Raw genomic sequence first — 21,318 nt, forward strand, 5'->3', positions numbered from 1 at the left:
CACAGCGGCCATCTGTTTCGGTCTGTCGTCTGGCTCTTTTTCGTCCTCTCGCTAATTGGGGAAGGGCGCGCTTTATTCGAGATGGCTGCCTCCCTGGATGGAACACCAGTTGCGCGTCATGTCTTATTGATATTACATACGTTAGCGCTTAGATAGCGTGCCCGAATAATCGAAAGGATGCATTGCTGATGTCTGAAATTATTGATCAGTTTAGAGATGCCAAGCCGAAGCTTGAGAGGTTGAGGCAAAATATTGAGAGTGTGATTAAGCAAATTGTCGGTGAAAGAAATATTCCAGTCTTTGGAATTGAGTCTCGAATTAAGAATGAAGAGTCGTTTGTCGGAAAAGTGGCGAGAAAATCATATAGTGCGCCGTTAGATGAAATTGACGATCTGTGTGGTGTAAGAGTTATTTGCTATTATCAAGAAGATATAGAAAATATATGTGGTATCGTTGAAAGTGAGTTCGAGGTTCTTCAAAAAGATAACAAAAAAGACGCTCTTAATGATAATCAGTTTGGATATACCTCTTACCATTATATCGTTCGGTTGAAGAATGAGTGGTTGGCCCATCCAGGGGCTCGGGGCTTGGGCGGATTTCGTGCAGAAATACAAATTCGAACCATGCTTATGCATACTTGGGCTGCAATAAGCCATAAATTACTTTATAAAAGGGAGGCAGATGTTCCTCCTCAGTTTAAGCGGCAGTTAAATAGATTGAGCGCGTTAATTGAACTTGCTGATGAGCAGTTCGACGCTATTAAGAACGTTAAGGTCAAGCTTGTTGAGAAGTTGACGGAGAATAAGCTTAATTTGGAGGATTTTTCTGAGTTGAGTTCTGATTCACTTGTTGCTATTTACAATCGTTATTTTAGCGATCGTGCTCATGATGATAATCATATTCCAAGCTTGCTCGAAGAAATTAGAGAGGCGGGATTCAATTTTAAGGATTTGGTGGAAAAGATTGAGTTGTGCCTCCCCATTCTAACGAACTTTGAGAAGGAAGAGGTGGAGTATGAAACCGGAGTGGGGGGCGAGAGAGAGCTACCTAAATGGCATTTTTCTGGGGCTGTTCGGACAATCTTGGATCTGACTAGCGATAAGTACTTCGAGAGTCGCGCGGAAACGTTTCCACCTGAAATTGTTGCAATAACTGAGAAGTACCGTCGCCTAATTCGATAAATTATCCTTTTGTTGATTCTGACATCTTTATTATTAGTGGGGTAGATGCACATCGTTACTTGATGCTGATCATTGAAGCGTCGCAGTGAGAAAACGCTCCACATCATCGATCATGCTCCTCACGTCCGCGGCCGTGAACTCCTCTGGCTTACCATGGGCGGCACTGTTGCGGATTGCAGCCAAGGCGGTGATCCGCTTTTTCTGACTGGCATTGTATGCACCTACCTTGGCTAGGTCATCGTTCATTTTGTTGAGGCTACCGTGCTCTAGCTCATGGGTAGAACACAGATCGCGCAGAGTCGTCTCGAGGACAACACCTGCGATTACCGCCGCAGCAGTGGCGTAGCTGTTTCTGAATAGCTCCTCTGCTTGCTCTAGCTCATTGGAAAATACCTCTGCTTGGACCAGGTTGCGGTACGACACTAAGTAGCCGCCTTCGAAATCCTCCTTGGTAGCGAGGAAGATCGCTCTGAGGCGCTTCAGGCGATCTACCTCCGAATCAAATGATCGATATTCCTCGGCTTCAATAAATGTCTTTAACTGACTTGCCGCTTCTGAGCCCAACCGCTCAAACAATGATTTGACCTTCACGCCCCAATTGAGCACTAGGTCCGATTCGATGTGCTCGTAACTTGAACCTGTATACGAACTGTTTCTATGGGTTTTAGACGCCAGGATCTCTTCCAATTGCTGCTCAAGCTCGACAAACCGCCTTGCGATCATCGCAGTCATCAGATTTTCCTTCCGTGAGTGATCGCTGATCTTGGCCTGCGTCGGGTCAGGACGGCAATACTCAAATGATAAGTCGATCGGAGCCCTGTAATTATTTGCATACCCTGTATTGCGTTACCACTCACAATAATCCATCATCTCTTTTTCGTAAGTGGTAACGGAGGAAATATGGCAGATCAGGAAAACCAGAAGCAGCCTCTGTCAGCGGCAGAGCGTCAGAGGCTCTTCAAGGAGCGTCAGCGCGAGGCAGGATTCAGGCACACCACAGTATGGATTCACTCCGAAACAGAGGATCAGGGAAAGCAGGCAGCACGCGACGGGAAGCCACTCGAGCCGATGGAGTCGAAAGACCCCTTGAGCTGGGCGGCTGGCTGGATCAGCGAGAAGGGTAAGCAATAGATGCGGGTGAATCCCGTATGCAGATCGGCTTAAACCGTAGCCGATTGAATCGATGGTCCAGATTTGGGCCATCTCAGAAGAGGTGCCAAGCCGCTGCGTCAACAGCGGCCTGGCGATCACACGACGAAACTTCAAGGTACACGTCATGCAACTTTACCAAAATATCAGTAACGCCCTGAAAGGCCAAGAAAAGTCCGGATTAGAAGCGGAGGGGGGCGGTAGCCACTGAGGTGTACGACTCTAGCGCCGTAGACTTGCCTCTCTTCACCGAGAACCAGCGAACCTTGGTGGTGGAGCTAATCCTAGCAGAGCGTCGTTACGCTACGCGCTGGTGGACGCACCTAAGCGAGATGCGGCGGCGTAAGGAGCTCCCTGAGTGGGTTGCAGCGGACATTGGCACTCATGATGAGCATGACCTTCTGCTTGAGAGTAGGAAGGCCGTCAATCAGGCTCTGTTCGGCTCAGATGACCTGGGCGGCGATCAGCAATACCACGCGGTGGTGTTGGAGTAGGGCTGACAAGCAACGAAACCTTTGCGGCATCAAGGGCGCTACCCCGAAACAGGGTGGTGCCCTTTTTTCATTTGTTGGCGGTGGGTAAATTCTCAGCAAGGTGGTCAGGTCGAGCTGTATGCCTCCAACCACTCGTCAACACTCTGATCCTGAGGAGGCTTAGGAATAGGTAAATCAGTTCTGGAAGCTGTCTTGTATTCGTCCTTTCTTATTAACTTGTTTTCGTGGTTTGAAACGCACGTAGTTGGAATCGGCTGTAACCCGTGCATTACATGGGCTGTAGCGTTTTCCTTGTCCGGGGCTCTTGTCCGGAAGTTGTCCGGCAGTTGTCCGGATATTGTCCGGAACTTGTCCGGCAAAACTGCCGTTCTGAATTGCTCGGTACTCAGGCTGACAGGCACCAGACTGCCGGCGTTAATACGGTCGTCAGTCAGTAATCCGGTCAGCATGACGCTTCGCAGTTTCCCCATGTAATCGTGCATAGCTGAGAGGCGCCTAGGGAATGGCAAGCCCGTGCCCATCCAGAATTTGTAGAAGTGGCTCCGCTTGCCGATGCGGAATTGCCCCCTGGGAAGCAGCGCGCCAGCCTTAGCTGCGGCCGTGTTCCGCTGACGGGTCAGGTCTGCATTGAACACGGCGTATACAGACTCCCCATTTACTAGCGAGACGAACCTCAGCGTGATACCGGCGCTTCGGGTTTTGCCATAGTGCCCAGTTGAGTAATCCGTGTACTCGAAAGCATCCATGCCTAATGAAATAAGCACTTCACGGCAAATTCTGGCCCGGTTGGTACTGACCCACTCCGGCGGTACAGGCTTGCCGCTCGCCGGTTGAATGACGAGCTGCCCAAGCTCAATGCTAACCGTGTCGCCGCGGCTAAGTAGTTTTGTGGCTAGGCATTCCACTGAATCGACCTCAGCGTAATTCGGCTGGATAAACAACGGGCCGAAGCCCGCCAGCAGCTCGCAGGCAGGTACAAGGGACGTCGCAATTTCGCGGCGTCTCTTGTGGTCTCCCGATTACGAGGCTTCGCGCATCAGGATGTACTTGGCCACGCGGTGTGGCGGCCGGCCTGGCTCAGTGGACTGATGCGTCCAGTAGGTCCGGATTTCGTGACCCTTTTTTCTGAGGCGCCGGATCGTGTTGGGGGGCTGGACTATATCCAGGTCTTTGGCGGCTTCGATGGTCGATACCGGCCCGTTTCGCAGGGCCTCCATCATCTTGCGGTCTTGCTCGGTTGAAGAATGCCGTGTCATAGTTTGCCCTTCACGTTGGTGCTATCCAGTGTGTTTTCGCTAAGGCGGTGTTCGAGCACCGCCTTGGCAACCTCTCGCGCAGCCTTGCGCAATCCCCACTCCCTATTCTTTTCGCACGTCACCGTGCGCCGACCTTTGCTGCGCGCTCGATAAAAGCCTTCAGCTCGGATGCGAGTGCCAGGCGTCGGCGGCCGATTTTGAAAGTCTTGATTTCGCCTTGAGCGATCAACTCGTAGGTAGCCGAGCGCGAGATACCCAAAATGCGGGCAGATTCTTCGACGCTCACCGACAGCGGCGCCATTTGTTGCTGTGCTTGTTCCATGGTTGTCTCCCAAAAAACGAAGCCAGAGAGGCGTCGTGTGATGCTAGCTTACATCGCATAAAACTATATCTGCAAGCAAATGCTAAACAGTCTCGCACTCGCATGGATTGACAGAGATTTGCGTGTCACGCAAGCTGTGGCAATTAGGCCGGTTAGGCTGGCCGCATCAGAGTAGATGGAAGGATATGGCGACTAAGACGAGTAAGCGCGCGGGTGAATCGAGCACGACAGTGAGCGTTGGGATTCGGATCGATCCTAAAATCAAGTTCGCTCTGGACATCATGGGTCGGCTGCAAAAGCGCTCTCTGACGGCCGTTATTGAATGGTCGATCTCTCAGGCAATCGCTAATCAGGCGACGGATTTTGATGGCGGGACATTGGCTAGCTCGATAGACAAAATTTGGTCTACAGATGAAGCGGTTAGAATGGTGAACCTGGCGATAAATATGCCGGAAGCCCTCACGTATGATGAGTTAAGAGTGTGGGAGACAATCAGATCTAGTGCTTATTTTTGGGACGTGTACCCAGACGGCTCATTCGGAGACAATTTCAATCGGCTTGAACTGAATCTCATCAGGTCTCACTGGGCGCTGATCCAGTCTCATGTCGAAAAGCACAAATCGTCACCGACAGTGGTCCCCATCTATGACGACGACTTCATGCCTGACGACATACCGTTCTAAATCAGTTCCACAGCAGCGGCCTTTGTTCCTGGCGCCAGATGTGCGTAGCGCAAAGTCATCTTGATGTCGGCGTGCCCCAGCAGATCCCGTACCGTATTGAGCGGTACGCCGGCCATTACCAGGCGTGACGCAAAGTCGTGACGCATATCGTGCCAGCGGAATCCGTCGATCTGAGCCCGCTCAAGCAACTTGAGCCAGGCGCTTTTGACGTCCTCAAAGCGACCGCCGCCCTGACCTGGGAAGACATACGGCGACTTGCTCACCTGCTTCTTCCAGGCTTCCAGCACACCAATAGTCTCCTTGTTCATCGGGATGTGGCGCGTATCGCTTGTCTTGGTGGTGGCCCCGGCGACTGTGATTGTCTTCGTGTCGAAGTTCACCGCTGACCATTTAAGGTCGAACAGCTCTCCGCGCCTCATGCCGGTATTCAACGATACCAACACCATTGGCTTCAGGTGATCGGTGAAGGGCAGTTCCAGCAGGCTTGGCATCGGCTCTCTGTGGCGGTCCGTCCGCCAAGTGTTCGCACTCTCACGCTCGGTCCTCATTTCATCCTGTCGAGCGTCCAGGGCATCGCGTAGACGTTTGGTCTCGTCAGCAGCCAGGTAGCGAATCACTCCCTTTGAATCGACTTTGAGCTGTTTCAGCTTGGCCAGCGGATGTGTATCGATGTAATCCCACTCGACCGCCCGGCTGAATACTCCGCTGATAGAGCCCATTTTCCGGTTGACCGTGGAGGGCTTGTTGCCGCCCTGCATCCATCCTGTGCGGATCAGCTCCAGGTCTCGCCCGGTGATCGCGTCCAAGCGCTGGGCCATGATTGGGTCGAAGTTATTGCTGAGGGTGTGCTGCGTCTTCTCATGGCCTTTGTGATGGGCTTTGAACCACGGCATATAGGTGTCGTCGATAAAGTCGCGCAGCGAGGGCAGGGCTGACCCTTTGCGGCCCTGGGCGATGGCGAGAGGCTCGCCATGGGCGTGCGCATCGGCTAAGTACTGGGCGGCCTCGGTTCGGGCTTGGTCAAGAGTAAGCACGCCGACACGCCCGAGGGTGGCGTTCTTGTTTCGGCCCCAAGTGACCATGTAGGACTTGTGACCGCTGGGCAGTACACGAATGAAGAAACCGGGTTGCACGGTGTCATGCACGCGGTATGCTTTCGCCTCGGCGGCTAGGCTGCCAATTAGCTTCTGAGTGATTTTGGTTTTCAAGGGTTCGACCGTGACAGCAGGGTGGCAGCAAAAAGCACTATACCGCTCGATGTTCACGGACTCAATGGGACTAAAGGGCCCATTAATACTGGGCTTGTGGCTGTGCCTGTTGGGTCGAAATTGACCCTCCTAAGGGGAAGGTTGGCCGTTCGAACCGGCCCTGGGACACCATCTTTTTCCCATGTTGTGGGTCCACCGGTGTACCCGCCACGTGGCCAAGAAAAAGCTCCGCTCAGGTTTCCTGGCGGAGCTTTTTCGTATCTGGGACTGCATTTCAAGGAACGCCAGGGATTCGCCAAGGGTCTGACCTGCTAACCGACAGTTCTGCCAGGGGTAAGCAGCCTGCTGGCAGTGTCCGCGTGCCTATGTGAAAAACTCGGAAAAGTGACAGCCTGGAAGCGATAGCGGAGAGTGAAAATGCTGGCCACCCTGGAGGCATCCAATTGCGCTGGGGGCCGAGCGTGCGCGCTCGATACGGACAGAGGTTGTCGGGTGCTTGGAAAAGCTTGTTACGATAGCAGGGTTCACATCTCGTTTTTACCATAGGAACAGCGGGGATAACGATAAATGCACGTTGTAACGTGCCTTAACCAAGGAGGCTCTTATGGGTCAAAAACCAGAGGACGATCTACCTGTCAGCCCTCAATCTACAAGTGAGGACGGTATTCGTGCGCCTAGCGGCGCTGCCAACCTGATAGATACCGACTACGTCATTGGCCAAGACAATATCAAAGGAGAGTTTTCGTTCTCGCTCGATATCCACGGCAAAGTCTTCATCATCTCCGCCGCCACGATTTTGCTATTCGTCATTCTGACGCTATCGCTGCAAAATGAAGTTGAACCGCTGTTCAGCGCTATCCGCAATTGGCTGACCGGTCATCTAGCCTGGCTCTTCATGAGCATCGCCAACATTTTTGTGGTGCTTTGTCTTGCGCTGATCTGCTCGCCGTTAGGCAAGGTTCGCTTGGGGGGTAGAGACGCCAAGCCAGACCACAGCTACGTCGGATGGTTTTCAATGCTGTTTGCCGCCGGTATGGGCATCGGCTTGATGTTCTACGGTGTGGCGGAACCGATGTCTCACTACGCTGCATCCATGGGTGGTATCACCGTCGATGCCAGCGGAGCGCGCACCGACTGGGCGCCGTTAGGCGGCGCGGCGGGCGATATGAAGGCATCCGCCGATCTGGCAATGGCGGCCACGATCTTCCACTGGGGTCTGCACCCTTGGGCGATATACGCGATTGTTGCGTTGTCCCTGGCGCTGTTTTCCTACAACAAGGGCTTGCCGCTGTCGATACGTTCGGTCTTCTATCCGATGCTGGGGGAGCGCGTGTGGGGATGGCCGGGGCATTGCATCGATATCCTCGCGGTATTCGCCACGTTGTTCGGGCTGGCGACATCTTTAGGGATCGGCGCGGAGCAGGCCGCAGCGGGTATCGAGTACCTGTTCGGCATCCAATCGACGAATCTCAGCAAGGTCGTACTGATCGTCGGGATTACCTTGATCGCCCTGTGGTTGGTTCTGGCGGGGTTGGACAAGGGCGTCAAGATGCTCTCCCAGATCAATATGGCACTCGCATTGCTCTTGTTGGTGTTTATCATCGTGGTTGGCCCGACCTTGGCCATTTTCACCGGTTTCTTCAAGAATCTGGTCACTTACGTGGAGTATCTGCCGGCGCTTTCCAATCCTTTCGGGCGCACTGATACCGAGTTCACTCAAGGCTGGACTGCGTTTTACTGGGCCTGGTGGATCAGTTGGTCGCCATTTGTCGGGATGTTTATCGCACGTGTGAGTCGTGGTCGAACCGTCAGAGAGTTTCTGATTTCGGTGTTGCTCGTTCCGTCAGTGGTTTCTGTGCTGTGGATGACGACGTTCGGCGGGACAGCCATTGATCAAGCGACCGTACAAGGCGTGATGGGCGTCAAGGACGCGGTCCTGGAGCTGAAACTGTTCGCCATGCTGGGAGAGCTGCCGCTGAAGGAAATCACCTCGTTCCTGGGCATTATCCTGGTGATCGTGTTCTTCATTACCTCCTCTGACTCCGGCTCGTTGGTCATCGATACGATCACGGCGGGCGGCAAGGTGGATGCACCTGTGCCTCAGCGGGTGTTCTGGGCGGTCATCGAGGGTGTGATTGCGATTGCTCTTCTACTCGGGGGCGGTCTGGTGGCATTGCAGGCGATGGCGGTGTCCACGGGCTTGCCGTTCGCTATCGTGCTGATGCTGGGATGTATATCCCTGGTGAAAGGACTGATGTCTGAACCGCGTTAGCACGCTGCCTGTGAGTTAAGCGGCGCGTACGTTTAACTCACCCTTGGAGGTATAGCCCGGCCAAAGGGCTATACCTGTGAGGATCTGCACTGCGTCAAGAACCATCGCTCGATGGTTTTCTTTCTGATAAAGCTACCTGACTCAGTTCCATAACGCCCCGACCGGCGTCGACGGGGAGTGGAGAGTGGCGATCTGCGCCTGCAATAATTCAGCAGTCGCCAGGGCATCGGTCAACGCATGGTGGGCGTGATACGCCGGAAGGTTATAGCGCTCGCGGCTATCAGCCAAGCGTATGGAGGCTTGTGAGCGGCGCATCAGCCGGGCAAACCATCCCCGTTTCTGGCGATGTATTCGAGCTTCCAACTGCATCGTGTCGATCACCGGAAACGCCAGCTCTTCCTTCAGCAGTCTAAGTACTGCCTGCCCGAGAAACGCGCGTTCAAGGTTCCGGTAATGGACCACCATTACTTTGCCTGCCATAGCTTCCAGGAGTGGATCCAGCACTGCTTCGAAGGTAGGCGCATTCAAGATTTCGGTATGGGTGATGTGATGAAAAGTGACAGACTTTTCACTCAGTTCCGACGTGGGTTTCAGCACCCAATACTGTGCCTGGCTGCAATGAATTCGCTGCAGTGTGAAAGGTATCAGGCCGATGCTGACAATGCTGTGAGCCTGCGGGTTAAGCCCGGTGGTTTCCACGTCCATGGCCAGAAATTGCACCTCATCGATTGAGGTCTGTGCCGGGACGACGCCTGCTTGGTAGTACTGTCGCAAGCCAGGGTGACGGGCCTTTTTTGCCAAGACCTCAAACTGCGCGGACCAATCCGGCAGCTGCGGGTTTGGATTCGATTTGAGCGCCCTCATTGCGAAAGACGGCCCTTTGCCGGGTAACGGAATCGCAGGAAGTTCTGGGCATTGCTCAAGACCTGAAATGCCTCTTTTAGGTTATGTCGCTCGCTGTTGGAGAAGCGCTCTGGTTCAACGTAGTTGTTGGGCGTTGCGCCTTGTTCCAAGGCGTCGGCCTGGTGCCGGATTCTGACCATGGACAGGAATTCCAGCGCGTAGCGCAGTTGCTTCAACGCGTCCGGCGGCATGAGATGAGTGTCGGCAATTGCATCTAGGCGATCAAACGAATTTTGTGCGGTACTGCCGCACGCCAGCGCGTGGATGCGGATAAGGTCGGTCAGCGGCGCGGTGCCACGACCCTTGAGGTTGATGATTCTTTTCTGCTGGCCATCGGTCTCGACGACAAAGGTTCGGAAAAAACCCAAGGGTGGCGTCCGGTTGAGGGCGATCCTGGCCATGGCATTCAGAAACCCATGATGTGCACTGGATTTGCTGGCGCACAACTTCTTGAGTTCTTGCACCAATTCAAGCTGGCCAAACACGCCATCCAGATCGAAAAAAATGCAGCTGTTCAGCAACGTTGTCGGGTTTGGCTTGTCGATCCACTGATCAAAGTAATTGCGCCACACCTTCAACGGTTGGCGCCACTGATCATTGGTCGCCATTATCTTGCCTTTGCAGTAGCTGTAACCGCAGGCGGCGAGACCGTCACTCACAAACGTCGCCAAACTGCGGAAGTACGCATCATGCAGGGCGGGATCGAAGCTATCATCCAGCACCAGCGCATTATCCTGGTCAGTCACCAGCAACTGCTCGTCACGTGCCATGGAACCCAGCACCATGAAGCAGTAGGGCACCGGAGGAGGGCCGAGTTTTTTCTCCGCCAGCTCCAGCAAGCGCTGGGTGAAGGCACGGCCTATACCGGAAATCGCACTGCCGATCATGTGCGCGGTGGCGCCATCGCGCACCATGCGGATGTAGGTGCCTCGCAGGTCGCGTAATAGCGACTTCAGGCCTTCGACGGAGGTCTGGTTGGAGATTCTGTTCACCAGGTACAAGCTGCTATGGGACTCGTAGCGGATGATGTCCGACAGATTGATCAAGCCAATCGGCCGGCCATGGTGAAGGACCGGCAAATGGTGAATATTGCGCCGCAACATCACTAGCATGGCCTCGAAGACGGAGTCATCTGCGCTGATCGCCACCGGATCGGTGGTCATGATATCGCTGACGGACGTTGTGTTGCTGTCTCTTGCGGCAGCGACGACGCGCGTACGCAGGTCCCTGTCGGTCACGATACCTTCGATCTCTGCTTGGATCCCCGCTGGCGGCATGACCAGGACGCAAGCAACACTTTGCTCGGTCATTATCTTTGCAGCTTGGCCAACGGACGTGTCAGAGGTCACCCACACCAGGGAGCGTGAAATCAACGCACGGCACTTGAGCTGGATAAGTTCGCTCGCTCGGCCCTGGGCTTCGACGGCGGACTTGAGCCTGGAGTGGCCCTCGGCCTCAACGAAGTCCGCAAAGGCGTCATGCTGAGCGCACAGGTCGGCGAAGACCTCGGCGGGAATGTAGTAGATCAAACTGTCTTCCAGCGCCCTTGCAGGAAAGCGCACCTTGTTACTGCGCAGCAGACCGGCTTGCCCGAAGAGATCGCCTTCGACGAGTCGGTTGTAGAGGTCCCCGTTGCGCCGATAAATCTCCACCGCGCCGCTACGTACGTAGTGCAAATCCTTGACGATTGCGCCCGCTTCGAGGATGTCGCTGCCAGCCTTGAAGTAACTGACTTCAACCCGTCGGGCTATGGCATCTACCGACTCCTTCGGCAGTGTATCAAACGGTGCGAAACGATAGAGATGGTCGCTGATCTCCTGTAACTCGATTTGCATGAAACCTCGGAATGCTGGGCAAAATGGGGCTTTCGAGAGCCTGACTGGGTAAAGGCCGTCGACCTTTGCGTGGCAACTACCAGACCACATCCCACTATGATCATCAAGCGCACGCACAAAACGCCTTGAAGTGCTTCGTATCCCGTAAAATAGCTATCGAGCCTGTTCTGCCGTGAGCATGATGACATAGCAACTGGAGTCGCTTGATTGCAGAAGGTTCACTCGGCGTTCGCCCGCAAAATTTGCGCCTCGGATGATACCTTCATACCATCAGCCGGCTGAACTGCTGCATGACGCGCAGAGCAGGTTGAATTTATCGTGTGGGTCGCACCGCCAACCGGAGAGTTTCAGTGCCTGGAAATAAGCCGTCCTCAACCGTCATCCCGCGCCCTCAAGTGCTGACCGAAAAGGCACTCTCAGCGCTTGAACGTTTTTCGCATATTGAAGCCCTCAGCGGCATCGCGCTGCTGATAGCGGCGATTATCGCCTTGGTTTGGGCAAACAGTACTTTTGCGCAAAGTTACATACATCTTTGGCACACCCCGGTCACCCTTGGCTTTGGCGACGCCAGCGTCTCGCAATCCCTGCATTTTCTGGTGAATGACGGGCTCATGACGATCTTCTTCCTGGTCGTCGGCGCAGAGATACGGCAGGAAATCCACGCCGGTGCGTTGGCCAGCGTCAAACTGGCGTTGCTGCCCATGGGCGCTGCATTGGGCGGGGTACTGGTGCCGGCGCTGATTTACCTCGCCATCAATCAGGGAACTGAGGCGAGTAGCGGCTGGGCCGTGCCGACTGCCACAGATATTGCATTCGCTGTCGGGGTGCTGGCGCTGCTCGGTAAGTCGATTCCAGCGGGCGTGAGGGTGTTATTGCTGGCGCTGGCGATCATTGACGATATCGTGGCCATCTTGATTATCGCGGTGTTCTACACCTCAAATCTTGATTACACGGGGATCGTAGTCGTACTGGGCGGCATGCTGCTGGTATTGATGCTCCAGCGAATGGGCATAGGCAATATGCTCCTTTACATAGTGCCGGGTGTGGTCATCTGGTATGGATTACTCAAGACCGGCGTGCATCCCACATTGGCTGGCGTGATCCTCGGGCTTATGAGCCCGGTGCGCTCGATGCCTATGCGCGAGCAACCGCTGGAAACCATTCAAAAAAACTTTCATGAGTTGGTGGACAGATTCTCTTCAAAGGACAACGGCGCACAGGCCATCTCGAAGCCCCTGAAACAGATACGCCAGGCTCAGCGAGAAGTGCTTTCCCCGGTTCAGCGGATTCAAACCGCACTGCATCCCTGGGTGGCGTTCGGGATCATGCCGCTCTTCGCTCTTGCGAATGCCGGGGTGAGTTTTTCCGGCGCGAACCTGGAAAGCGCGCTCTCCCAGCACGTGTTTATCGCGGTGATACTCGCGCTGGTGGTAGGCAAGCCACTGGGCGTAATACTCGCCTCGGGTTTGTTGGTGAAGTCGAAATTGTGTCAGCTGCCTGATGACGTAACCTGGTCTGGCGTCGTCCTCGTAGGCTTGCTTGCGGGTATCGGTTTTACCATGTCGATTTTTATCGCCGCGCTGGCGTTTGAGGATGCCAGTTTGCTCTCGGCGGCAAAGTTGAGCGTCCTCTGCGCTTCGACCGCTGCGGCCGCGCTGGGCCTGAGTTGGGGCTGGATACAACGAGCATCCCGGCAAAAACAGGCTGGAAAAGGCTCTTAGCTGCCCGGCAGCATTGACGACCTCGACCCGAGGTGATCGATAAGCGCCCCGCCTGGAACTTTCAAGCGGGGTTTTTTTGTGCCTGCACCTTTCTGCCGGTGCCGGTGGCCTGATTGGCGAGATATATTGTCGTCGGCGTGTACCTTGTCTCCTGCCCGTGAGCGTCTGATAAAGCGCAAAGGCAAGGGAACTGTTGCGCGACGTGTTCATCGAAGGCTTCAAGCTTCGAAGATCCCGGCGTTGACCTGCTTGTCGGATTAAACAGACCTTGGTATCGCTGTGTTTTGGTGCCCGGGTTTCATGACGCTTTTCGTTATCAGGCTATCGTGTAGAGAGTCTGACACCCCACTGCAAGGAGCCGCTCGGAACGCCGATGCGCCAAATCTGGAAATCTTTTCGAGCCCTTTACTTCGCCTCATTAATGATGCTGATTGGCTCTGGTCTGCTCAGCACTTACCTGGCCTTGCGCCTGGCGGCCGATAATGTCGACAGTCTGTGGGTCGGTGCGTTGATGGCGGCCAACTATTTTGGCCTGGTCCTGGGCGGCAAGATCGGTCACCGGCTGATTGCCCGGGTCGGCCATATTCGTGCCTATGCCACGTGTGCCGGGATTGTCGGCGCGGCTGTGCTGGGCCATGGGTTGGTCGACTGGTTATCGGCCTGGATCGTGCTGCGGGTTATTGTCGGCCTGGGCATGATGTGCCAGTACATGGTCATCGAGAGCTGGCTCAATGAGCAGGCGGATGCCAACCAGCGAGGCTTGGTGTTCAGTGGCTATATGATCGCCTCTTATCTGGGCTTGGTATTGGGCCAGTTGATCCTGGTCATGCACCCTGAGCTGGGGCTTGAGCTGTTGATGCTGGTCGCGCTGTGTTTTGCCCTGTGTCTGGTGCCGGTCGCCATGACTCGGCGTATTCACCCGGCGCCCTTGCATCCGGCGCCGATGGAACCGCGCTTCTTTATCAAGCGGGTACCGCAGTCCCTCAGCACGGTGCTGGGCGCGGGGCTGATTGTCGGCTCGTTCTACGGCCTGGCACCGCTGTATGCATCCCAGCAGGGGCTGACCACTGAACAGGTCGGTCTGTTCATGGGCAGCTGTATTTTCGCAGGATTGGTGGTGCAGTGGCCATTGGGTTGGCTTTCGGATCGATATGACCGTGCGCTATTGATTCGCTGCTTCGCCTTGAGCCTGGCGGTCGCGGCTTTGCCGTTGGCGATCATGAGCCAGGTGCCCTTGGAAGTGCTGTTTATCGTAGGCTTTTTGTGTTCGCTGGTGCAGTTCTGCCTTTATCCGTTGGCGGTTGCATTCTCCAACGACCACGTTGAAGGCGATCGCCGCGTATCGCTGACTGCCATGTTGCTGGTGACTTACGGTATCGGCGCGAGTATCGGGCCGCTGTTGGCCGGTGTGGTCATGAAACTGTTCGGCAGCCAGATGCTCTATGCGTTTTTCAGTCTGTGCGCATTGGTTCTGGTCTGGCGCATTCGACCCAAAGCGGTGACCAACCTGCATCAGGTGGACGATGCGCCGCTGCATCACGTGGCCATGCCCGACAGCATGTCCAGCTCGCCGCTGGTGGCCGCGCTTGATCCGCGGGTCGACGAGCAGGTGGTGCAGGATCAAATGCAGACGACTCCGACGGAGACTGAGCTCGAACCTGAGCCTGAGACTGACGCTGAGACCGTTGCGCAGCGATCGTCCGCCGAGGATGGGCCACCGGAGCCACTGGATCCGGACGAGCATCCGCATGACTTGAGCAGGGCGCGCCCCTGAAACCGAAAACGGGCAGTTCCGAAAGGAGCTGCCCGTTTTTTCTGCTGCGGTTCAGTGCTTAAAAATCGTCGTCTTTATCAAACCGCCGGGCTTCACGTTGCAGTTGGTAAACAAAGCGTTCCACCTGCCGCTGCACCAGGCCGCTCATGTTGTGGAAGCGTACGCCAGCAAAGGTGGCGTCGATCTTTTCTTCGAAGTGCAAGTAACGCAATTCCACGGCGGTGGTCATGTTGCCGAAGGGCAGGGCGGCGATAAATCGGTCATAGACCTGACCCAATTGCAGGCGCTGGGAGATATCGCCCTCAAAGCGCAGCTTGCAACCAGTAGCGGAAATATCCAGCAGTTTGCCGTTGACGGGGGCTTTGAGTTTCTCGCCGCCCAGATCGACATTGATCAATTGTGCCAGTTTCAACGCTGCGCGGAAGGCGTTGCGCCGCTGATGGTAAACCACCTCATTGGGCATGCTGCCTTGATACGTGCGATGGCCGTCTTCTTCGCTGATGGTCAGGTTGCCGTTGCTTTCCCAGGCCACCCGGACACCTTCGTGAAAGCCTTCCACGCGAAACGCTTCGCCATTCTCAAGATAACGCTCACCGTCCCGCGGGATCATTTCGTCGAGGATCAGCGTCTTGCCGTCGCGATCAATGTCCACCAGGTAGCTCTGGAAACGCTGGTTGCGCTCCTGGAAAGTGATGATCAGAGGATCATTGCTCTCTTGTAGCAGTCGCAAGGTACCGGCAATTTCCAGAGGTGTAGTGAGGACCTTGGGCGGCTGCGGAGCATCTTCCGCGTTGAGGGTATTGAACACGGTTCTTCCATCTCCAGGCAAAATACGACTACATGCAAGAGTGGGCATTTTGCCAGCATGTTGCGCGCCTTGATAGGGCGCGTGGTAAAACCGGGTCAGGCTTGACTGAGAGTGCTGGGCTTGACCAGTCGCGAGGTGGAACCCTGGGCGTTATACAAGGCCGGAGGTTCGCCGCCATGGAGGATGCGCAGCTGGTTTGCGGTGGTGGCTTGTTGAATCTGGATGGACTGGCCGTTAAGCGCGTTGGCTTCCTGGCAACTGAGCAGCAACTGGTTGAGTGCTTCGCTCTGGGCGCGCAACTGCTCACCGACCGACGAATGGCTCGCCAGCTGTTGCAGGCCGTCGTGGTCGGTCGTCAGCCCGAGGCTGAGAAGAATCTGGCTGCGTTTCTTGCCGTGTTGTTCAAGCAGGACGATCAGTGATTGCTTGCGTGCCAGGATATCTTCCAGCAGCCGCATATCCCGGCCATGCAGGGCCAGGGACTCTTCTTGAAGCAGCTCGAGCAAGCGTTGTGCGGGAGCCAGGTCTTCAATGATCAGTTGCAACAAATTTTCGTCGTGCATGGCTGGCCTTGGGTTTTAAGCGTCCAAAAGCCTGGCGCAGGCCTTTGCCTAGCGCTCGGCTTCGAAGTTAAGCAGTTTGCTGGCTACACGGTTGCTGTCGACTTTGTAGCTGCCATCGGCAATCGCCTGTTTCAATTCGGCCACGCGGGCTTCATTGACAACGGGTTGATGGCGCAGCGAGTCAGTGACCTTCTGCAACTGTTGAGCCTCATTGCTCAGGTGGACAGATTCCCCACTTTTGCTGGCGTCGGCTTGTTCGGCCGGAGCGGGCGAAGGTTGGGACTTGGCCTCGACGCTGTCCTTGGCACCGCTGGTGCGCGTATTGCCGGACAACGCCGGAGCGTTATTCAAACGATTGAAATCAATGACCATGTTAAAAAACCTCTGGGTATTTGGACGCTTGCCATGTTTTCGGCCATACCCGGACAAACTTTAGGCTCGATTGACAATAAACCTACGTGCAATGAAATTCAGTTCACAGTGTAGGAAAAGCCAGCGTCCCACGCCAGTGATCTATAGCGCGACCTCCACTTGGCCGGGAGCGGTCACCCGGGCCTTGATCACGCGTTTGGAATTGAGGTTCTTGACCCTGATCTGTTCGCTCATCCCGCCATTCGCCAGGGCTTCGCCAGGCATCTTGACGCTCAGGCCGCCGCTGCTGGCGGAAATGACCACCTGATCCCCTTTGCGTATCACTTCGGCCTGTTCCATGTGCACCAAGGTGATGACTTGGTCGGTGACCATTGGTCGCGTCAGTTTCTGGCCGATGGCCTGGTCCAGCGAGGTGAGATAACCCTGACTGATCTGGCTGATGTCTCGTTCACGCAGGGCGACGTCTTCAAAACCAATGATTCCCGTGCGTTTAAGTGGGCGAGTGACGGTGACTACTTCACGAAACAGCCGGACCTGAGCGGGCACGAACACGGTCCAGGGCGAGGCGCCGTCGCAGCGCAACCGTACCGTGACCCGACCGATGGGCTGGGCGGGGCTTTCCAGGGTGGCTGTCAATTCCTTGTCGCACATTGGCATGCGCAGACGAGGATCCAACTGTTTGACTTCGATCTCGTAGCGCCCCGGTGTCTGGGTGGTCGCGAGATAATCTTCTACAGTGAACTCAAGAAAGCCCTGGGTGACGCCGATAAGTACATCAGGCAAGGTGGCGTTGTCGGCTCGAACCTGTTGCCCCGCGCACAAGGCGAGCAACGCCATCCAGGCGCAGAGCAATCTGCGGTGACGGGATAAGCCAAGGTGTCGGGAAACTGTCGTTTTGATGTCCATGGCCAATAAAAAGCAAAGCTCGTGCCGTTTAGTGTTGGGTACGCGTCGTATCCGTAGATTTTGTAGCGTAGGAGTCTGTGCATGGCAGGTGTAATGGATTCGGTAAACCAGCGCACACAGCTGGTAGGGCAGAATCGCCTGGAGTTATTGCTGTTTCGGCTTGATGGCAATCAGCTCTATGGCATCAATGTCTTCAAAGTGCGGGAGGTGTTGCAATGTCCCAAGCTGACAATAATGCCCAAGTCCAACCCTGTAGTGTGTGGCGTGGCCAATATTCGCGGCTCGACGATTCCGATTCTTGATCTTTCCATGGCAACTGGTTCGGCTGGTTTGCAGGATCGTGGCAGTCCGTTCGTGATCATCACCGAGTACAACACCAAGACCCAGGGGTTCCTGGTGCGTTCGGTGGAGCGCATCGTCAACATGAACTGGGAAGAGATTCATCCGCCACCCAAGGGTACCGGACGTGATCATTACCTCACGGCAGTGACGCGGGTTGACAACCAGTTGGTGGAAATCATCGACGTGGAAAAAGTCCTGGCTGAAGTTGCACCTACCTCGGAAGCCATCTCGGTGGGTGTGGTAGATGCCGAGACGGCGCACAAGGCGATTTCGCTGCGGGTGCTGACGGTCGACGATTCCTCGGTGGCACGCAAGCAGGTGTCCCGTTGCCTGCAGGCGGTTGGCGTGGAAGTGGTGGCACTCAATGATGGTCGCCAGGCGCTGGATTATCTGCGCAAGCTGGTGGATGAGGGCAAGAAGCCGGAAGACGAATTCTTGATGATGATTTCCGACATCGAGATGCCAGAAATGGACGGCTACACGCTCACTGCCGAGATACGCAACGACCCGCGCATGCAAAAATTGCATATCATCCTGCATACTTCCTTGTCAGGTGTATTCAATCAAGCGATGGTCAAGAAGGTCGGTGCCGATGACTTCCTGGCCAAGTTTCGTCCTGATGACCTGGCATCCCGGGTGGTTGACCGGATCAAGGCAGCAGATCACGGCTAAGGGCTTTTTCCTTGGCGTTCACACGATTTGAGAGGCGGTATCATTGTCTACGGGTAATTTGGATTTCGAACAGTTCCGGGTCTTCCTGGAGAAAGCCTGTGGCATATTGCTCGGTGAAAACAAGCAGTATCTGGTATCCAGCCGCCTCAATAAATTGATGGAGCAGCAGGGGATCAAGACACTGAGCGAGCTGGTCCAGCGGATCCAGGGTCAGCCGCGCAGCGGGCTCAAGGAATTGGTGGTCGATGCCATGACCACCAACGAAACCCTGTGGTTTCGCGACACCTATCCCTTTGAAGTGCTCAAGAACAAAGTACTGCCTGCGGCAATCAAGGCCAGCCCGGGCCAGCGTCTGCGGATCTGGTCCGCGGCGTGTTCTTCGGGCCAGGAACCCTATTCGCTGTCGATGTCCATCGATGAGTTCGAGCGGACCAACATGGGGCAGTTGAAGGCCGGGGTGCAGATTGTCGCCACGGATTTGTCCGGCTCCATGCTCACCAACTGCAAGACCGGCGAGTACGACAGCCTGGCCTTGGGACGTGGCTTGTCTCCGGAACGCTTGCAGCGTTATTTCGACCCCAAGGGCGCCGGGCGTTGGGCGATCAAGGCACCGATCAAGAGTCGGGTCGAGTTTCGCTCGTTCAACCTGCTGGACAGTTATGCCAGCCTGGGCAAGTTCGATATCGTGTTTTGCCGCAACGTGTTGATCTATTTCTCGGCTGAAGTGAAGAAAGGCATTTTGTTGCGCATTCACGGCACCCTTAAGCGCGGTGGCTACCTGTTCCTGGGGGCGTCCGAAGCCTTGAATGGCTTGCCGGACCATTATCAGATGGTGCAGTGCAGTCCAGGGATCATTTACCAGGCCAAGTAACACCCCGAAAATCACCTCCGATAAGCAGTGGAACCCGTGGGAGCGGGCTTGCTCGCAAAATGGGTGTGGCAGGCAACATCAATGTTGACTGTTACGCCACTTTCGCGAGCAAGCCCGCTCCCACAGTCGTTTTGCCTGACTGACCGGCATTCAGCGCCACACCCATTTTTTTGCGGCAAATTATTGGATGGTGGCAACGGCTATTGCCGCTTTACTGGCGTCAAAGCGGAAGACGGTTGCCGCTTTTCTGGCATTGCCGCTACCTGGATTTACTCAACGCATTGATTTATATGGGCTTAAGCTACTTGGCATGGCACTTGCTAAATCCGTATTACGAAAAGCAGGTCAGCCTAAAGGTTTCCGCCATGAGCATCAGCTTCGATAAAGCGCTCGGTATCCACGAACAAGCCCTGGGGTTCCGCGCCCAGCGCGCTGAAGTCCTGGCTAATAACATCGCCAACGCCGACACCCCGAACTACAAGGCCCGGGATTTGGACTTTGCTGCTGTGCTCGCCGCGCAGAGTGACAAGACCAAGAATGGCGCCTTTGCGTTGAACATGACCAACAACCGTCATATCGAAGCACAAGGCCTGGGCAATGGTGATGAGTCGCTGATGTATCGCACGCCGATGCAGCCGTCGATAGACCAGAACACCGTCGATGCCCAGTTGGAACAGTCGAACTACGCCGAAAACTCGGTGAACTTCCAAGCCAGCTTTACCCTGCTCAACAGCAAATTCAAAGGGCTGATGTCGGCCCTGCGCGGAGAGTAATTCATGTCTCTATCCAGTGTTTTCAATATTGCCGGTAGTGGCATGAGTGCGCAGACCACGCGTCTGAACACCGTTGCCAGTAACATCGCCAACGCCGAAACCGTATCGTCGAGCATTGACCAGACGTACCGTGCGCGCCACCCGGTGTTCGCCACCATGTTCCAGGCTGGCCAGAATGGCGGCAGCGATTCGCTGTTCCAGAGCCAGGATGCCGCGGGCCAGGGCGTCCAGGTCCTGGGTGTGGTCGAAGACCAGAGCAATCTGGAAGCGCGTTACGAACCCAACCATCCTGCCGCGAACGAAAAGGGCTACGTGTATTACCCCAACGTCAACGTGGTCGAGGAAATGGCTGACATGATTTCCGCCAGTCGCTCGTTCCAGACCAATGCGGAAATGATGAACACCGCCAAAACCATGATGCAGAAGGTCCTGACCCTGGGTCAGTGATAAGGGGCGCCAAAGAATGTCCGTCACTAACGATGTGTCGAGTAACTCGACGATCCAGGATCTGTTCAACACCAACGTCAAGGACACGGCGGCCAATAAGGACAGCCTGTCCGACGCTGCCAAGTCGGCTTCCGGCAATCAGGCCCTGGGCAAGGACGCGTTCCTGCAATTGTTGGTTACCCAATTGAAAAACCAGAACCCGCTGTCGCCTCAGGACAACGGCGCGTTCGTGGCGCAACTGGCGCAGTTCAGCAGTCTGGAAGGCATCAACACCTTGAACGACTCGGTGAATGCCATCTCCAGCAACTACAAGTCCTCGCAGGCATTGCAAGCGTCGTCGCTGGTGGGCCGTTCGGTGATTATTGATACCGACAAGGCGCTGGTTGATACGAGCAAGAGCTTCACCGGCTCGGTGGCCGTCACTTCGTCGGTGGGCAACGTCACCGTCAAGGTCTCCGACAAAGACGGCAATCTGGTCAAGACCATCGAGCTGGGTGCCCAAGGCGCCGGCAAGTCGGACTTCATCTGGGACGGCAAGAACGAAGCCGGCGAGACCGTCGACTCCGGCAATTACACCTTCGCGGCCAGCACAAAAAATGACGCGGGCGATACGGTGGCTCTGAGCACTTCGCTGCCGGCCACCGTTACCAGCGTCACCTTGAGCCAGACGGGCGGCGAAATGCTGCTCAATCTGTCGGGCGGCTTGGGCAGTATCAGGCTGTCGCAAATTCAGACTATCGGTACATAGAGCCGGCTAAACACGGCA

General features: G+C 55.4%; 21 protein-coding genes. 10 read left to right on the forward strand and 11 right to left on the reverse strand.

The features are described from left to right. Positions 1-188 precede the first annotated feature (188 nt). Positions 189-1,181 (forward strand): GTP pyrophosphokinase, encoded by a 993-nt coding sequence (locus tag BLU75_RS03190; protein WP_084379464.1) that lies wholly within the window; start codon positions 189-191, stop codon positions 1,179-1,181. Between the two features lie 69 nt (positions 1,182-1,250). Here BLU75_RS03190 and BLU75_RS03195 read toward each other — a convergent pair whose 3' ends face one another. The 4 genes from BLU75_RS03195 to BLU75_RS03220 form a co-directional block, all read right to left on the reverse strand. Beyond that, positions 1,251-1,913 (reverse strand): DUF4145 domain-containing protein, encoded by a 663-nt coding sequence (locus BLU75_RS03195; RefSeq protein ID WP_084379463.1) that lies wholly within the window; start codon positions 1,911-1,913, stop codon positions 1,251-1,253. 1,015 nt (positions 1,914-2,928) lie between these two features. Further along, entirely contained in the window at positions 2,929-3,729 is an 801-nt protein-coding gene (locus BLU75_RS03210) for a hypothetical protein (protein WP_090221609.1), read from the reverse strand. Between the two features lie 114 nt (positions 3,730-3,843). Then, a complete protein-coding gene (locus BLU75_RS03215) occupies positions 3,844-4,080 on the reverse strand; it encodes a helix-turn-helix domain-containing protein (protein WP_026067396.1) in 237 nt (78 codons plus the stop codon). 118 nt (positions 4,081-4,198) lie between these two features. Beyond that, positions 4,199-4,402 carry a helix-turn-helix domain-containing protein gene (locus BLU75_RS03220; protein ID WP_058410861.1) on the reverse strand — a complete coding sequence of 68 codons (204 nt, stop codon included), beginning with the start codon at positions 4,400-4,402 and terminating at the stop codon, positions 4,199-4,201. Positions 4,403-4,524: 122 nt separating this feature from the next. Here BLU75_RS03220 and BLU75_RS03225 point away from each other — a divergent pair, with 122 nt between their 5' ends. After that, positions 4,525-5,085 carry a hypothetical protein gene (locus BLU75_RS03225; RefSeq protein WP_231982607.1) on the forward strand — a complete coding sequence of 187 codons (561 nt, stop codon included), beginning with the start codon at positions 4,525-4,527 and terminating at the stop codon, positions 5,083-5,085. Here BLU75_RS03225 and BLU75_RS03230 read toward each other — a convergent pair. Continuing rightward, positions 5,082-6,293, reverse strand: a complete 1,212-nt coding sequence (locus BLU75_RS03230; protein WP_165447474.1) for a site-specific integrase — start codon at positions 6,291-6,293, stop codon at positions 5,082-5,084. The two genes, BLU75_RS03225 and BLU75_RS03230, sit on opposite strands and share 4 nt — an antisense overlap. A 604-nt stretch (positions 6,294-6,897) precedes the next feature. On the opposite strand from BLU75_RS03230, the gene BLU75_RS03235 reads away from it, so the two are divergent. Then, positions 6,898-8,565: a BCCT family transporter gene (locus tag BLU75_RS03235; RefSeq protein WP_084379459.1), complete on the forward strand. Its 1,668-nt coding sequence runs from the start codon at positions 6,898-6,900 to the stop codon at positions 8,563-8,565. A 141-nt stretch (positions 8,566-8,706) separates the two neighbouring features. Here BLU75_RS03235 and BLU75_RS03240 read toward each other — a convergent pair whose 3' ends face one another. Continuing rightward, on the reverse strand, positions 8,707-9,429 hold the full coding sequence (locus BLU75_RS03240; RefSeq protein ID WP_084379458.1) for a 3'-5' exonuclease: 723 nt from the start codon (positions 9,427-9,429) through the stop codon (positions 8,707-8,709). Next, positions 9,426-11,303, reverse strand: a complete 1,878-nt coding sequence (locus BLU75_RS03245) for a DUF294 nucleotidyltransferase-like domain-containing protein (RefSeq protein ID WP_084379457.1) — start codon at positions 11,301-11,303, stop codon at positions 9,426-9,428. Before BLU75_RS03245 ends, BLU75_RS03240 begins: the two co-directional genes overlap by 4 nt. A 350-nt stretch (positions 11,304-11,653) precedes the next feature. On the opposite strand from BLU75_RS03245, the gene nhaA reads away from it, so the two are divergent. Both nhaA and BLU75_RS03255 read left to right on the forward strand, forming a co-directional pair. Then, positions 11,654-13,024, forward strand: coding sequence for a Na+/H+ antiporter NhaA (gene nhaA / locus BLU75_RS03250; RefSeq protein ID WP_084379456.1), 1,371 nt, complete (start codon positions 11,654-11,656; stop codon positions 13,022-13,024). Positions 13,025-13,397: 373 nt separating this feature from the next. After that, on the forward strand, positions 13,398-14,798 hold the full coding sequence (locus BLU75_RS03255) for an MFS transporter (protein WP_084379455.1): 1,401 nt from the start codon (positions 13,398-13,400) through the stop codon (positions 14,796-14,798). 58 nt (positions 14,799-14,856) lie between these two features. Here the strand turns inward: BLU75_RS03255 and BLU75_RS03260 are convergent, their stop codons facing one another. From BLU75_RS03260 to flgA, 4 genes are all read right to left on the reverse strand, one after another. Next, the gene (locus tag BLU75_RS03260) at positions 14,857-15,606 is read right to left on the reverse strand and encodes a flagellar brake protein (RefSeq protein WP_084379454.1); all 750 of its coding nucleotides are present in this window, start codon (positions 15,604-15,606) and stop codon (positions 14,857-14,859) included. 95 nt (positions 15,607-15,701) lie between these two features. After that, a complete protein-coding gene (gene flgN / locus BLU75_RS03265) occupies positions 15,702-16,169 on the reverse strand; it encodes a flagellar protein FlgN (protein ID WP_084379453.1) in 468 nt (155 codons plus the stop codon). Positions 16,170-16,217: 48 nt separating this feature from the next. Beyond that, positions 16,218-16,541 carry a flagellar biosynthesis anti-sigma factor FlgM gene (gene flgM / locus BLU75_RS03270; RefSeq protein ID WP_084379452.1) on the reverse strand — a complete coding sequence of 108 codons (324 nt, stop codon included), beginning with the start codon at positions 16,539-16,541 and terminating at the stop codon, positions 16,218-16,220. 141 nt (positions 16,542-16,682) lie between these two features. Continuing rightward, positions 16,683-17,447 carry a flagellar basal body P-ring formation chaperone FlgA gene (flgA, locus tag BLU75_RS03275; protein WP_084379451.1) on the reverse strand — a complete coding sequence of 255 codons (765 nt, stop codon included), beginning with the start codon at positions 17,445-17,447 and terminating at the stop codon, positions 16,683-16,685. A gap of 81 nt (positions 17,448-17,528) precedes the next feature. Here flgA and BLU75_RS03280 point away from each other — a divergent pair, with 81 nt between their 5' ends. The 5 genes from BLU75_RS03280 to flgD all read left to right on the forward strand — a co-directional run bounded on the left by BLU75_RS03280 (position 17,529) and on the right by flgD (position 21,300). Next, the gene (locus tag BLU75_RS03280) at positions 17,529-18,461 is read left to right on the forward strand and encodes a chemotaxis protein CheV (RefSeq protein ID WP_084379450.1); all 933 of its coding nucleotides are present in this window, start codon (positions 17,529-17,531) and stop codon (positions 18,459-18,461) included. Between the two features lie 43 nt (positions 18,462-18,504). Then, a complete protein-coding gene (gene cheR / locus BLU75_RS03285) occupies positions 18,505-19,332 on the forward strand; it encodes a protein-glutamate O-methyltransferase CheR (RefSeq protein WP_090221370.1) in 828 nt (275 codons plus the stop codon). Positions 19,333-19,697: 365 nt separating this feature from the next. Beyond that, positions 19,698-20,105 carry a flagellar basal body rod protein FlgB gene (flgB, locus tag BLU75_RS03290; RefSeq protein WP_084379448.1) on the forward strand — a complete coding sequence of 136 codons (408 nt, stop codon included), beginning with the start codon at positions 19,698-19,700 and terminating at the stop codon, positions 20,103-20,105. A 3-nt stretch (positions 20,106-20,108) separates the two neighbouring features. Next, the gene (gene flgC, locus BLU75_RS03295) at positions 20,109-20,552 is read left to right on the forward strand and encodes a flagellar basal body rod protein FlgC (RefSeq protein WP_084379447.1); all 444 of its coding nucleotides are present in this window, start codon (positions 20,109-20,111) and stop codon (positions 20,550-20,552) included. A gap of 16 nt (positions 20,553-20,568) precedes the next feature. Next, positions 20,569-21,300, forward strand: coding sequence for a flagellar hook assembly protein FlgD (flgD, locus tag BLU75_RS03300; protein ID WP_084379446.1), 732 nt, complete (start codon positions 20,569-20,571; stop codon positions 21,298-21,300). Positions 21,301-21,318 lie beyond the last annotated feature (18 nt).

Source organism: Pseudomonas mucidolens (assembly GCF_900106045.1).
Taxonomy (GTDB): Bacteria; Pseudomonadota; Gammaproteobacteria; order Pseudomonadales; family Pseudomonadaceae; genus Aquipseudomonas; species Aquipseudomonas mucidolens.